Below are 12,461 nucleotides of genomic sequence, written 5' to 3'. Positions count from 1 at the left end.
TCGGCGGCCGAACGGCTCTGCCCCTCGAGCGGGGACGGGCAACAAGACGATGAGGGAGAGGTAACCGCGTGCGGCGGGCAGGCGTGGAAGACATACCACCATCCGACTCCGGATGCCCGCATCACCGCAGCGGTTTCCGCTTAGCGCGCAGTTCGCCCCGGCGCGATACGCCCTGCGCCCTGGTCCGTGGCGAGGTTCTCGCCGGAGGGGGAGAAGAAGTCCATCGGACACCTGTGGTTGCCGCGCCGTCCGGTGGCAGAGACGAGCGACCGTTTCCGCCCCGCGTCCTTATGGACCAGCGGTAGGCCAGTCGGCGCGCAGGTGAATCCCGGACGGCACTGGAGGACCGAGTGTCTCAAGGAGCCCAGCCGGGGCCGGACCCTCTACTGCATGGAGGTCCACCGTGCCGCCGGAGAATGTCGCGCGCTCGAAGGACACCCTGCTGTCAACGAACGTGTTGCCGCCGAATGGCAGCGAGTGACCGAAGGACACTGTGCCGCCGGAGAATGCCGCGGCCTTGAAGGACACCTCGGTGCCGGAGAACGCCGCGCCCTCGAAGGAGACCGTGCTGCCGGAGAATGCCGCGTTGTCGAAGAACACCACGCCGACGATGAGCACCGTGACGTCAAAGAACATCGCGCTGTTGAAGGACGTGGTTCCGCCGGAGAACGCCGCGTCTGTGCAGGACACCGCGACGCTGGAGTGCGCAGGGGACGCCGGACGGCCGGAGAGTTCCGCGTCGTCGAAGGACACGGTGACGTCGGAGAACGGTGCTCGTTCCGCCTGGGGAGCAGACGCGGTCCGCCGGTCTCACGAGTGGCGGACCGTTTTCTGGCATGCCGGCCGCTGTGTGCGCAAGCCTTGCGCGTGATCGCGAGGCTTGCGTTCCGGTTTCCGTCCGGGGCTGTGCGGGGGTGGATACGGTGCCCTTCATGTCTCCAGAGCTGACTTCGGATCAGGGCATGCGTGTGGTTGCTGCGCTGGAAGCGGCGTGGGCCGATGACAGCGACGCGTTGGCCGCTCTTGTGCGTGGTGGGCACGGTGAGCGGGCGTTGGCGGTGCTGGTTGCCCAGTACGGTGCCAGCAGGGTGCAGAGCATGCTGCTGGTCGTCACCGGCATCGCGGACCTTGAGGGGGCCGACCAGCAACAGGCGCTGGCACAGTTGCGGGAGGGCCTCGTTTCGCACATGACCACGGTGGCGCTGAGCATGATGTCCGGCTGGGCGCGCAGTGCGGGCGACGACGTCCAGGCGACCGGTGACCTCGCCCGCCATGTCCTGCAGGCGATTTTGACGGCCTACGTTCTGGTGCCCTGCCTCCTTGGTAGAGACGCCCTTGTCCAAGCTGACCAGGCCGATCGGAGCATCTCTGAGATCGGCGCCGGGATTGGCGACGCTGCCGTTGAAGAACAGGGTGATGAGGCAGTGAGAGTGAGCAGCCCCGCTGGGACGAGCCACGCCTGAAGGGTACGAAGTAGTCGTGCGGCTGTGGTGACCGCGGAGTGGTCGGGGGAAACAGAGGGCGTGGGATGCTGCCTGGCAGCAGAGAAAGCTATGTATGTATAGCTTTAGGGGTATAGGTATCGGGCCTGATGGGACTGGGGAGTGTCCCCTGCGGGCAGTAGTGCCGCCTACGGGGTCGGCGCAAGGGTGCGTGCGAGTTCCCACAGGTCAGGCAGTGCGGCGCTGATGCGTTGCTCGGCCCCGGCCGGCAGGTGCTGCAGAGCCTCCGTGATTGCCTTGCTCAAACTCTCGTTGACTTCGTTGCCGGCTGTGATCATCTTCCCCGTGGGGTGCAGCTCCACGAACCGCCGGTCGTGTGCGCTGGAACGGCGGTCGATGAAGCCGGCGCGCGTCAGCTGGGTGACAAGGGTGCTCACATTGTTGGGTTGCATGCTCAGAGCGGTGGCGATCTCGCGGACAGTGATTCCCGGTCGGCTGTCGATGAGGCGCAGCACCTCCACCTGGGCGAGCGGACGAGTTGACTGGCCGGTCGGCGGCGTCTGGCGCTGACGGAGCGCCCGGTGCAGTGTCCACGCAAGGCGGATGAGGTCATCGGGTAGCTGTTCGGGCTCTCGCTCGCTCACCCACCCACTATACCTCTAAAGCTAGAGCTGTGTACCCCGTCGAACTGCGGGTGGGTTGCGGGTGGCTTGACGGGAGGGGTGTGGGAAACGACTCTAGTGCTAGAGGTATAGCCATAGATTTACGCGCCCCTCTCTCGCATCTTGGCGTTTCGCCTTCTATGCTGACCGTAAAGCAGGACATGAGTCCTCTTATTCAGGACTGGAGCCGTCATGAGTCCCTCTACCACTTCGACCGGCCGACCGGCCGAGCCCAAGATCGAACGCTCTCTCACCCTGCATCTGCGCGGCGACTGGGGCACCGCGAACCTGCACCGGGTCTGCGGATGGATCGCCCAGGAACTCGCGGACCGCTGCGGGCCCCACACCCGGATCGCCACGTGGAACAGCCGGGGCTTCAGCGACGCGGTACGGGCCGTGGGCCGGGGAGAGGTACAGGTCGCCCTCACCACACCGACGGCTTTCGCCGCCGCGGCGCTCGACGGCCGCGGCGTCTACGCGGACGGGTTCTTCCCGGACCTGCGCGCTCTCGGGGTGGTGCCGCAGCGGGACCGCTTGGTCGTAGCCGTGCACAAGGACCTCGGCGTCACCACTTTCGCCGAACTGCGTCAGAGCAAGCCCGCCCTGCGGCTCGCCACCTCGGTCCATGACGGCGTCAACCACGTGGGACTGGCCGCCCACGAGCTTCTGACACGTGCGGGCGTCGACGTGGTCGGCTGGGGCGGCGAACTGCTCGAGGACGAGCGACCGTTCGAGTCGTTGGACCACGCGACGCTGGGACGGGCGAACGCCATCGTCCATGAGGCGATCATGCTGCCCGCGTGGCAGGAGATCGGCCGCCACTTCAACTTCCTCGAAGTCGAGAACGACGTCCTGGACAGCCTCCACGACGACTTCGGCTGGCCGGCGGCAGTCGTCGACGACGAGTACTTCCCCGGCCGGACGGCCTTCAAGACCCTCGACTTCTCGGACTTCCTCGTCTGTACCCGCGCCGATCTCGCCGAGGACGTGGCCTACGCCATCGCGTGGGTGCTGGGAGAGACGCGGCACATCATCGAAGGGCAGTACCGGCACCTGGCCCCGGAACGCAGCCCCATCACCTACCCCCTCGACCCCGTCACCATGGGCAGGACCACGATCCCCCTGCACCTCGGCGCCGCCCGCTACTACGACGCCCTGCCCACCGCATGACACCCGCCCAGGCCCGCAGGCTCGCTGTGGAAGCCTCCCATGCCCTGGCCGCGTCCGGCCAGGGAGACCTGGTCTGGGGACACGCCGCCGTGCGCGACCCGGACGGCCGCGGCATCTGGATCAAAGCCCCGGGCTGGGGCCTCGAAGAAGTCCGCGACGACCGGCTGCAACTCGTCTCCCACGAAGCCGAGGTGCTCATCGGCGACGGATCCGCGCACAAGGAGTGCCACATCCACCTCGAGGTGCTGCGAGCGCGCCCGGAAGTGCATTGCAGCGTGCACACCCACGCGATGTCGGCCATCGCGTTCGCAGCCCTCGGTGTGCCCCTCCTTCCGCTCTCCCATGAGGCCGCCCTGTTCGAGGGCGAGGATGTGCCGAGGTTCAGGGAGACGGGAGGACTCGTCAGCAGTCCCGAACTGGGGGAGAAGCTCGCCACGGCTCTCGGCGAGGCACCCGCCGCCCTCATGCCCAAACACGGGCTCGTGGCCGCCGGACACACCACGGCGGCGGCCGTGATGTACGCCGTACTGCTCGACAGCGCCTGCGCCCTCCAACTGCGGGCCCAGGCGGCCGGCCGGGCGATCATCCACTCCGACGCCACGGAGGCGCGCGCCAAACGCGCCCAGTGCTGGCCCGACGGCCAGCTGGAGGCCGGTTACCGCTACCTCGTGCGGAAGGCAGCCACCACGGCCACCACGGCCGACGCGGGCACCTCGTCTTCCCGTCCGGCCTGACTCTGGGCTCCGCAGCTTCCGCACTTTTCACAGGGTGTGACCCCCTCACACCAGTTACCCCGATCCACAGCAGAAGGACGTGCGTCATGACCGACCAGCCCAACTCCGCCGCAGCCACCGACTGGACCACCCTCTCCACCGGGGACGGACCGATGCGCGTCTTCGTCGCGCGGCCCGCACAACCCGCGAACCGGGCCGTGGTCGTCCTGCAGGAGGCGTTCGGAGTCAACGACCACATCCAGGACATCGCACGCCGCTACGCCGCGCGTGGCTTCCTCGCCCTGGCCCCGGACCTGTTCCACCGCAACGGCGTCGGCACCCTCGCCTACGAGCAGCACGCCGAGGCCATGCCGCTGATCGGCGCCATCGGACCGGACGCGATCGTCACCGACGTCGCAGCCGTCCTGACGCACCTGGCCGAGAAGGAGAACGTGCCCGCCTCCCGTACGGCGATCCACGGGTTCTGCTTCGGTGGCCGCGCCGCCTTCACCGCCGCCACCGGCATCCGCGGCCTCGGCGCCACCGTCGTCTTCTACGGCCCGGGCATCGCAGCCGGACCGCACGCGGTCCTGGACCGGGCCGCGAACATCGACGCCCCCATGATGCTTCACGTCGGCGCCGAAGACCCCACCATCCCCAGCGACCAGGTAGCGGTCATCGTGGAAGCCCTCACCGCCGCGGGCGTTCACTTCGAGAGCTACGTCTACGAAGGCGCCGGGCACGCCTTCGCCTGCGACGCCCGGCCCCACATGTACGTCGAGGACAGCGCGAAGAGCGCCTGGCAGCGCACCCACACCTTCCTCGACGAGTACCTCCCCGCAGCCTCCTGATCGCGCTCCTACCGACGAAACAAGGACGTTTCATGGGTACTGTCACCGAAGTCATCGCGGTCGTCTGCTCCGACCAGCCCTCCCGCACCGTCGAGCGGGACGAGCACCTCCTGCTGTCCCCTCCGCACCCCAGTCCCTTCCCGGTGAAGCTCTGGCGCGATCACGAGCCCTTGAGCGTGGTGCACTTCCCCCATGCGTACGAGTCCGTGCCGTTCGCCCCGCCGCGTGGCGTCTACGAGAGCGCGCTGGTCCGCGTCGAATGGCAGACGATGGACAACCGGCAGCCCTTCTACCACCGCAACTGCGACGTCGACGAGATCTCCTACCAGATCGCCGGCGAGCGCACCCTGATGACCGAACTCGGCACCGTCGAGCACCGTCCCGGTGAGTTCTCCCGGCTGCCCCGCGGCGTCGCCCACGACAACTACGGGCGGCGCGAGAGCCACCTGCTCTTCTACACACCCGCTCCCGTCAGGGAGGAACGCCCCCCGGCCCGCCGCTCCGAAGCGGTGTTCCCGCCCTTCCCCGGCTGGGAACCGGGCAACATCAACGAGGCGGTCACCCAGTGCATGGGCACGCCCGGTCATGACATCACCGTCGCCCCCGTCGACGAACGGCGACTGCTGGAACAGGTACACGCGGAGAAGGAACGCCTCAGCGTCCTCACCGGGACCGACGAAGTCGGCATGACCTGGCTGTACCGCTCCGCTGGCTTCCGTCTGGGCTTCGTACGGCTGGGCCCCGACAACCAGCGCGTCTACCGGCGCACCCTGGACGCCGACGAGATCCAGTACCAGATCAGCGGCTGTCGCACCCTGGTGAGCCAGCGCGGCATCGTCGAGCTGGGGCCGGGCGACTTCGTCCGCATCCCGCTCGGCATCGCCTACACCAGCGTGTGCGCCGAAGCCGGCGAACACATCGCCCTGTTCGCCGACCGCGAGCTCCCGCAGATCGCCGAAACCACCAGGACCGCCGAGCCATACACCCCCGAACGCCTGGCCGCGCTGCAGCACTGAGACGACGTAGGAGCCGCACCACATGACCGCCATGCTCGCCGCGCGCGCCCAGAAGGGCTCCGACGCGCTGCACCTGCACAAGATCGCCACCCCCGACCCGGGACCCCAGGACGTCCTGGTGAAAGTGGCCTCCGCCGGCCTCGCCCCCGGGATGATGACCCTGCTCGCCCAGGGCGCCTTCACCCACCTGCCCACCACACTCGGTCACGAGGCCGCCGGCACCGTCGCCGCCGTGGGCAGCCAGGTGGAAGGGATCGGCATCGGCACCCGGGTGCGGGTGCACCCCAACCTCAACTGTCGTACCTGCGGATACTGCCGCTCCGACCGGGACATGATGTGCTCGCAGCAGGCGATGATCGGACACGCCGCCTTCAGTGATGTTCCCATGCCGCTGTACGACCGCTACCACGACGGCGGACTGGCCGAGTACATCCGGGTACCTTACTGGCTCGTCGACACCCTGCCCGACAGCGTGTCTTTCGACGTCGGCGCCAAGGTCCACGACCTCGCCAACGCCATACGCGCCCTCAAATGCGCCGACCTGCCGCTGGGTGCCACCCTCGTGGTCACCGCCGCCACCGGCACGATGGGCACCGCCACCGTCAAGCTCGCCCGGCACTTCGGCGTCTCCCGTCTCATCCTCGTCGGACGCAGCGCCGAGCGGCTGGACGCGGTCCGGCCGCTCGCAGGTGACATACACACCGACGTCGTGGCACTCGAGGGACTGCCGTCGAACTGGGCGAAGGAAGGCGGCCTCACCCGCGCCCTGCGCGCACTGGTCCCGCAGGGCGCGGACGCGGTCCTCGACTTCGTACCGGAAGGACCTGCCACTTCCCAGGCGCTCGCCGCCCTGGCAACCGGCGGATGCCTCGTGCACATGGGCGCCAACCGCAGCCCGCTGCTGTTCCCCATGATTGCCGTCATGGTCAACTGCTGGCGCATCGTCGGCACCCGCGCCTGCACCCGCACGGACGCCCGGGAAGCTCTCACCCTGCTCGGACGGGGCGCGCTGGACGCCGAGGAGCTCATCACGCACCGATACCCACTGGCCGCAGCAAACGAAGCCGTCGCCGCGCTGCAGAACCGGACGGAACCGATCTGGATGGCGGTGGTCAACCCGTGACCGCGACACAGCTTCCCGTGCTCGTCGTGGGCGGCGGTCCCGTCGGCCTGACCGTGGCGAACCTCCTCGCGGCCCGCGGCGTGCCACTCATCCTCATCGAGCGCAACGCCTCCACCAGCGATGAGGCCAAGGCCATCAGCCTGGACGACGAGTCCCTGCGAACCCTGCAGACGGCAGGTCTCGCAGACAAGGTCCTGGAGGTCGTCGTCCCCGGCACCGGAACCCGCTACTACGACCGCAAGGGCCGGCCGCTCTTCCACGCCCGCGGCCCACAGCCCTACCGTCTCGGCTTCCCGTTCAAGAACCAGTTCGCCCAACCCGAACTGGAAAAGCTCCTCCTGGACGAGCTGAAGTCCCGTCCCCAGGCAGACATCCGCTTCGCCACCGAGCTGGCCACCGTGACGGAGAACCCCGACGGCACCGGCGCTACCGCCGCGATCCGCTCACCCGGTGACACCGGCACGGAGGATCTCCAGGTCAGTTGGGTCCTGGCATGTGACGGAGGCCGCTCCACCGTACGAGCACTGCGCGGCATCGACATGACCGGCACCAGCCACCAGGACGTCTGGCTGGTCGCCGACACCACCGGCGACCACCACGACGAGCGCTACGGCATGCACCACGGCACGCCCGACCGGCCCACCGTGATCGTGCCCGGCCGCGGCGGCCGCTGCCGCTACGAGTTCCTCCTGCACCCGGGCGAGGGCGAGAAGGGAGCGAGCCCCGACTTCGAGACCCTGCGCAGACTAGTCGCGCCCTACCGGCCCCTGACCGAGGACCAGGTGGAACGCTGTACCGCGTATACCTTCAACGCCGTCGTCGCCGACCGGTGGCGCGACGGGCACGTCTTGCTGCTCGGTGACGCCGCGCACATGATGCCGCCCTTCGCCGGTCAGGGGCTCAACTCCGGTATCCGGGACGCCGCGAACGTCGCCTGGAAGATCGACGACGTGTGGCACGGCCGCGCCGGAGACAGCATGCTCGACACCTACGAGGCGGAGCGGCGCCCCCACGCCACCGCGATGGTCCGCTACTCCGAACGACTCGGTGACGTCGTCATGACCACCGACCGGCGCCGCGCCCTCCTACGGGACATCGCCGCCCGGACTCTGCTGCGCATACCACCGGGGCGCCGCTACCTCACCGAGATGCGGTTCCGTCCCCACGCGCGGCACGGGACCGGTCTGGTGGTCGGAGACCACGCGCTGACGGGCACCCAGCTCCCCCAGCCACGGGTCCTGGTCCCGCCGAGCCTGCACCCCCAGTGGTTCGACCAGGTTCTGGGCCAGTCCTTCGCTCTGCTGGGCATCAACGTCCCGGACGCCGCCTGGCAGTGCTTCGACGGCACCCCGTGGCCGGACGACAAGCTCGACATCAAGCGGATCGACGTGCTGCTGGATGACCGGCTGCCCTCGGCGACGGCAGCACGCGAAGCTGTCGCGGACGCGGACGGCCGCCTTGGGGAAGCTCTCGCCGCTGCCCGTAACCGGTTCGTCCTGGTCAAGCCCGACCGTTATATCGCTGCCGTCATGGGACCCGACGACATTCCTGCCGTCGCCGAGGTATTGCGCAGGAACACCCGGTGACCTCGATCCCGACGATTACGGCCACCGTATGGGTCTACGAACACGGCGGCCCTGAGCAGCTTGTCCACGAACAGCGGCCCCTGCCCGCCCTGGGCCCCACCGACGTGCTGGTGGCCGTCGACACCGCCGGCGTCTCGGGCTGGGATCTGAAGTACCGCCGGGGACTGCAGCCCGGCACGAAACTCCCGGGCCGAAACCCCTTTCCCATGCCCCAGCAACTGGGACGTGAAGCCGCAGGAACGGTCGTCGCTACCGCGCCTGACACTCGGCCGCTGCACGTGGGTGACCGGGTAGCGGCCGTCGTCCACCCTGAGAACCCCTATGCCGCGGAAACCTACCGGGGCATAGGGGAACCTCTCCGCAGGTATCGCCACCCCCGGCCACCAGGGCCTGGGCGCCTACGCCGCGTATGTGGTGCGCGACGAGCGGCTCTTCCTGCCGGTGCCCGACCACGTCGACATGGAACAGCAGCGGTCACCCTGTGGCCCTACGGCACCAGCCACCGTGTCCTGCGCGACCGGCTGCGGGTCACCGCGGGCGACACCCTGCTCGTGACCGGAGCCGCCGACCCGATGGGCCTGGCCACCATCCAACTCGCCCAGTTCTTCGGCCTGCGCGTCATCGCCACTACCCGACACGCTGAGCGAGCCGACGCTCTGCGCACCGCCGCGCCGAGGTGGTCGTCACCGGCAACCTCGACGCCGCCCGGCACGCCGTACGGGACCTCACCCACGGCCAGGGCGTCGACCACGCAGTCGACTACTCCACCTACCGCGACCTCCTGCGTCTGGCCCTGGACGTGCTGGGTACTGGGGGGGCAGGCTCTGCCCGGCGGCCGGTGAACAGAACCCGCCGGGCCCGATGCCGTTCACCGTCTTCGACCTCACCCGTCTGGAAGCCGACATCGTCGGCGTCCGCGGAGCACGGCACGAGGACGCTCTGCCCGTGATGGCCCTCCCGGCCGACGGCAAGCTGCACTCGGCAATCGCGGCACGCCTGCCGCTGGCCGACGCCGCGAAGGCCCACGAACTGATGGAACGAGGCACCACCGTCGTCGGGTGCCTCCTCCTCAAGCCCGGGACCTGAAAGCGCGCGGGTGGCCGGTTCCCGCCCTGACCCGGCCACCCGCGTTCCCTCATCGCACGAGAGAAGAAGCCCTTGCCCACCCTCACCACCGTCGCAGTGGCCCGCACCGGCCAGGACACCTTTCACTGGGAACGTGCCGTCCTCGACGACCCCGGCCCCGGCGAAGTCCTCGTACGTCTCGTCGCAGCAGGTCTGTGCCACACCGACCTGTCCGTTCTGGCCGGACGCCTGCCCACTCCACTCCCCGCCGTCCTGGGCCACGAGGGGGCGGGAACCGTCGAAGCCGTGGGAGCCGGCGTGGCCGGCATCACCCCCGGGGACCACGTCGTGCTCTCCTTCAACTCCTGCGGCCACTGCGACGCCTGCCGCACCGGCCGTCCCACCACCTGCGAAACGTACTTCCCCCTCAACTTCCGGGCCGCACGCGCCGATGGCACCACACCGATCCGCACCGAGGACGGCGCACCGCTCGGCGGCCTGTTCTTCGGACAGTCCTCGCTGGCCCGGCACGCCGTCGTCTCCGCCCAGAGCGTTGTCCGGGTCGACGTCGCGGACGAGGAAGAGCTCAACGTGCTGGCACCTGTCGGCTGCGGCATCCAGACCGGAGCCGGGGCGATCCTGAACCTGCTCAAGCCCCACTACGGTGACAGCGTGGCCGTCTTCGGCGCCGGGGCGGTGGGACTGTCCGCCGTCATGGCGGCCCGCCTCACCCCCGCCCGCACCATCATGGCCGTGGACGTCGTCCCGTCGCGGCTGGCCCTCGCCACCGAACTCGGCGCCACCCACACCATCGACAGCAGCAAGGCAGATCTCCGGTCCCGTCTCGCCGACCTGGCCGGCCCCGGCGGCCTGACATACATCGTGGAAACCACCGGCGTCCCCTCACTGCTGGAGCTCGCCGCCACGGCCATCGCCGCCGACGGAACCGTCGCCGTCATCGGCGCCCCCTCCGCCGGCAGCCGGGCCTCCTTCGATGTCAATGCTCTCATCGACGGCCGCACCATCCGCGGTGTCACCGAGGGCGGCAGCGACCGCACCACCTTCATCCCCGCTCTCATCGACCTGGCACGCCAAGGACGCCTGCCCTACGAGAAGTTCGTCCGCTTCTACGCCGAAGACCGGCTCCACCAGGCGGTGACCGACGCCCGCTCCGGGCACACCATCAAACCGGTCATCTGCTTCGACAACCGGACGGAGGAGGAACGATGAGCCTGCCGCACGCCCGCAACCTGATCGACGGCCAGTGGCACGACGGACACGCGACAGGCACCGCCCGTGCACCAGCCACCGGACAGCCCATAGGCACCTTCGCCGATGCCGGAGCCGTCAGCGCCCGCCACGCCATCGACGCGGCCCGCCGCACCTTCAGCGACACTTCCTGGGCCCACGACCGGCAACTGAGAGCCCGCGCCCTGTCGGAACTCGCCGACCGGATGTCCACACGCCGTGACGAACTCGTCGACCTTCTCTCCCTCGAGAACGGCAAACGGCGAGCGGATGCGGCCATGGAGGTCGACGCCGCGATCCCCAAGCTGCGCTACAACGCCGCCCTCGCCCTGACCGATACCGGCCGCGCCGCAGAAACCAGCCCGCACAGTTACTCGATGACGATCCACCAGCCCGTCGGAGTCGCCGCCGTCATCGTCCCGTGGAACTCTCCCGTCATCCTGGCGGTGCGCTCCTTCGCCCCGGCCCTGGCTGCCGGCTGCACCGTGGCGATGAAGATGCCCGCCCAGACCGCGCTGACCAACGGCCTGCTGTACGAGATCATCGCGGAGACCAGCGCGTTGCCGGCCGGTGTCGTCAACGCCTTCACCGAGTCGGGCAACGAGGGCGCGCCCCTTCTCGTCTGCGATGCCGGTACCGACGTGGTCAGCTACACCGGCTCGACCGCCGTCGGCCGCGTCATCATGGCGCAGGCCGCCCGACATCTGAAGGGCTGCTCGCTCGAACTGGGCGGCAAGTCCCCGATGGTCGTCTTCGACGACGCCGACCTGGACGCGGTCGTTCCCGTGCTCACCGCTGCCGTCACCACCTTCTCCGGCCAGTTCTGCATGGCTGGCAGCCGCGTCCTCGTCCAGCGGTCTGTGGCCGACGAGCTGCGCGGGCGGCTGATCACCGCTCTGGAGGCGGTAGCGGTCGGCTTGGACGCGGATCCGGCGGCAGCCATGGGCCCGGTCATCGACCGGGCGCAGGCGCTGCGCATCGACTCCCTGGTCGCCGAATCCGCCGACTACGGCCGGATCCTCGTACGAGGCGGGTTGCTCACGCCTGACGGCGACGACGCCTACGTGCGGCCGAGTCTGGTGGAGGTGGACGATCTCGCCGCCCCGATCGTCCAGCGGGAGGTATTCGGGCCGGTCGCCACCTTCGAGATGTTCGACGACGAGGACGATGCCGTTCACCGGGCGAACGCCACCGAGTACGGCCTCGCCGCCTCGGTCTGGAGCCGGGACGTCGACCGGCCGCTGCGGGTCGGGCGGCGCCTCGACGCCGGGACCGTCTGGATCAACGGCTGGGGCGTGATCCGCGACCAGTTCGAGGAGGGCGGATTCAAGCAGAGCGGCGTCGGCAGGCTCAACGGCCCCCGGGCTCTGGGGGAGTTCCAGGAGATCAAGCATCTGGTCCACACCCCCGGCGCCAGCTGATGAGCGGCTCCCGTCGTGCGGCACGGTAGCCCTCGCACAGCGGACGCCACCTTCGCGGCGGGGGCCGGGGGGCCGGGCCCCCCGGGGGGGGGGGGGGGGGGGCGGGGGGGCGGCCCGGGCGGGGGGGGGGGGGGGGGGGGCGGGGGGCGCCCCCCCCCCCCCCG

At 69.5% G+C, this 12,461-nt stretch carries 13 protein-coding genes; 11 read left to right on the top strand and 2 right to left on the bottom strand.

The genetic code is table 11. The features are described 5' to 3' along the window. Window positions 1-288: 288 nt before the first annotated feature. Window positions 289-753, bottom strand: coding sequence for a hypothetical protein (locus ACFYXC_RS12920; protein WP_389550295.1), 465 nt, complete (start codon window positions 751-753; stop codon window positions 289-291). Between the two features lie 179 nt (window positions 754-932). Between ACFYXC_RS12920 and ACFYXC_RS12915 the strand changes: the two genes are divergently transcribed. Continuing rightward, window positions 933-1,463 carry a hypothetical protein gene (locus ACFYXC_RS12915; RefSeq protein WP_389550292.1) on the top strand — a complete coding sequence of 177 codons (531 nt, stop codon included), beginning with the start codon at window positions 933-935 and terminating at the stop codon, window positions 1,461-1,463. Window positions 1,464-1,630: 167 nt separating this feature from the next. Here the strand turns inward: ACFYXC_RS12915 and ACFYXC_RS12910 are convergent, their stop codons facing one another. After that, window positions 1,631-2,086: a MarR family winged helix-turn-helix transcriptional regulator gene (locus ACFYXC_RS12910; protein WP_389550289.1), complete on the bottom strand. Its 456-nt coding sequence runs from the start codon at window positions 2,084-2,086 to the stop codon at window positions 1,631-1,633. 210 nt (window positions 2,087-2,296) lie between these two features. Here ACFYXC_RS12910 and ACFYXC_RS12905 point away from each other — a divergent pair, with 210 nt between their 5' ends. The 10 genes from ACFYXC_RS12905 to ACFYXC_RS12860 all read left to right on the top strand — a co-directional run bounded on the left by ACFYXC_RS12905 (window position 2,297) and on the right by ACFYXC_RS12860 (window position 12,297). Then, window positions 2,297-3,274, top strand: coding sequence for a hypothetical protein (locus ACFYXC_RS12905; RefSeq protein ID WP_389550286.1), 978 nt, complete (start codon window positions 2,297-2,299; stop codon window positions 3,272-3,274). Further along, entirely contained in the window at window positions 3,271-4,008 is a 738-nt protein-coding gene (locus tag ACFYXC_RS12900; RefSeq protein ID WP_389550283.1) for a class II aldolase/adducin family protein, read from the top strand. The genes ACFYXC_RS12905 and ACFYXC_RS12900 overlap by 4 nt, the downstream gene beginning before the upstream one ends. Before the next feature lie 86 nt (window positions 4,009-4,094). Then, on the top strand, window positions 4,095-4,838 hold the full coding sequence (locus ACFYXC_RS12895) for a dienelactone hydrolase family protein (protein WP_389550280.1): 744 nt from the start codon (window positions 4,095-4,097) through the stop codon (window positions 4,836-4,838). Window positions 4,839-4,870: 32 nt separating this feature from the next. Then, entirely contained in the window at window positions 4,871-5,854 is a 984-nt protein-coding gene (locus ACFYXC_RS12890) for a hypothetical protein (protein WP_388925953.1), read from the top strand. A gap of 22 nt (window positions 5,855-5,876) precedes the next feature. Continuing rightward, window positions 5,877-6,977, top strand: a complete 1,101-nt coding sequence (locus ACFYXC_RS12885) for an alcohol dehydrogenase catalytic domain-containing protein (protein WP_389550276.1) — start codon at window positions 5,877-5,879, stop codon at window positions 6,975-6,977. Further along, window positions 6,974-8,563, top strand: coding sequence for a bifunctional 3-(3-hydroxy-phenyl)propionate/3-hydroxycinnamic acid hydroxylase (locus ACFYXC_RS12880; RefSeq protein ID WP_389550273.1), 1,590 nt, complete (start codon window positions 6,974-6,976; stop codon window positions 8,561-8,563). Before ACFYXC_RS12885 ends, ACFYXC_RS12880 begins: the two co-directional genes overlap by 4 nt. Continuing rightward, complete coding sequence (locus ACFYXC_RS12875; protein ID WP_389550270.1) at window positions 8,560-9,405, top strand: alcohol dehydrogenase catalytic domain-containing protein; 846 nt, start codon at window positions 8,560-8,562, stop codon at window positions 9,403-9,405. The genes ACFYXC_RS12880 and ACFYXC_RS12875 overlap by 4 nt, the downstream gene beginning before the upstream one ends. Window positions 9,406-9,424: 19 nt before the next feature. Further along, window positions 9,425-9,649, top strand: coding sequence for a hypothetical protein (locus ACFYXC_RS12870; RefSeq protein ID WP_389550267.1), 225 nt, complete (start codon window positions 9,425-9,427; stop codon window positions 9,647-9,649). 72 nt (window positions 9,650-9,721) lie between these two features. Continuing rightward, window positions 9,722-10,858, top strand: coding sequence for an NAD(P)-dependent alcohol dehydrogenase (locus ACFYXC_RS12865; protein WP_389550265.1), 1,137 nt, complete (start codon window positions 9,722-9,724; stop codon window positions 10,856-10,858). Beyond that, on the top strand, window positions 10,855-12,297 hold the full coding sequence (locus ACFYXC_RS12860) for an aldehyde dehydrogenase family protein (RefSeq protein ID WP_389550262.1): 1,443 nt from the start codon (window positions 10,855-10,857) through the stop codon (window positions 12,295-12,297). Before ACFYXC_RS12865 ends, ACFYXC_RS12860 begins: the two co-directional genes overlap by 4 nt. The last annotated feature ends 164 nt before the right edge of the window (window positions 12,298-12,461 follow it).

The organism is Streptomyces sp. NPDC002701, from assembly GCF_042889045.1.
GTDB lineage: Bacteria > Actinomycetota > Actinomycetes > Streptomycetales > Streptomycetaceae > Streptomyces.
Note: the sequence above shows the minus strand (reverse complement) of the source record. Positions and strands in the feature narration are given on the sequence as shown.

Bases quoted from the DNA above. Each gene is read 5' to 3' on its own strand.
- ACFYXC_RS12915 (WP_389550292.1), top strand. From the start codon at position 933: ATGTCTCCAGAGCTGACTTCGGATCAGGGCATGCGTGTGGTTGCTGCG.
- ACFYXC_RS12905 (WP_389550286.1), top strand. From the start codon at position 2,297: ATGAGTCCCTCTACCACTTCGACCGGCCGACCGGCCGAGCCCAAGATC.
- ACFYXC_RS12900 (WP_389550283.1), top strand. From the start codon at position 3,271: ATGACACCCGCCCAGGCCCGCAGGCTCGCTGTGGAAGCCTCCCATGCC.
- ACFYXC_RS12895 (WP_389550280.1), top strand. From the start codon at position 4,095: ATGACCGACCAGCCCAACTCCGCCGCAGCCACCGACTGGACCACCCTC.
- ACFYXC_RS12890 (WP_388925953.1), top strand. From the start codon at position 4,871: ATGGGTACTGTCACCGAAGTCATCGCGGTCGTCTGCTCCGACCAGCCC.
- ACFYXC_RS12885 (WP_389550276.1), top strand. From the start codon at position 5,877: ATGACCGCCATGCTCGCCGCGCGCGCCCAGAAGGGCTCCGACGCGCTG.
- ACFYXC_RS12870 (WP_389550267.1), top strand. From the start codon at position 9,425: ATGCCGTTCACCGTCTTCGACCTCACCCGTCTGGAAGCCGACATCGTC.
- ACFYXC_RS12860 (WP_389550262.1), top strand. From the start codon at position 10,855: ATGAGCCTGCCGCACGCCCGCAACCTGATCGACGGCCAGTGGCACGAC.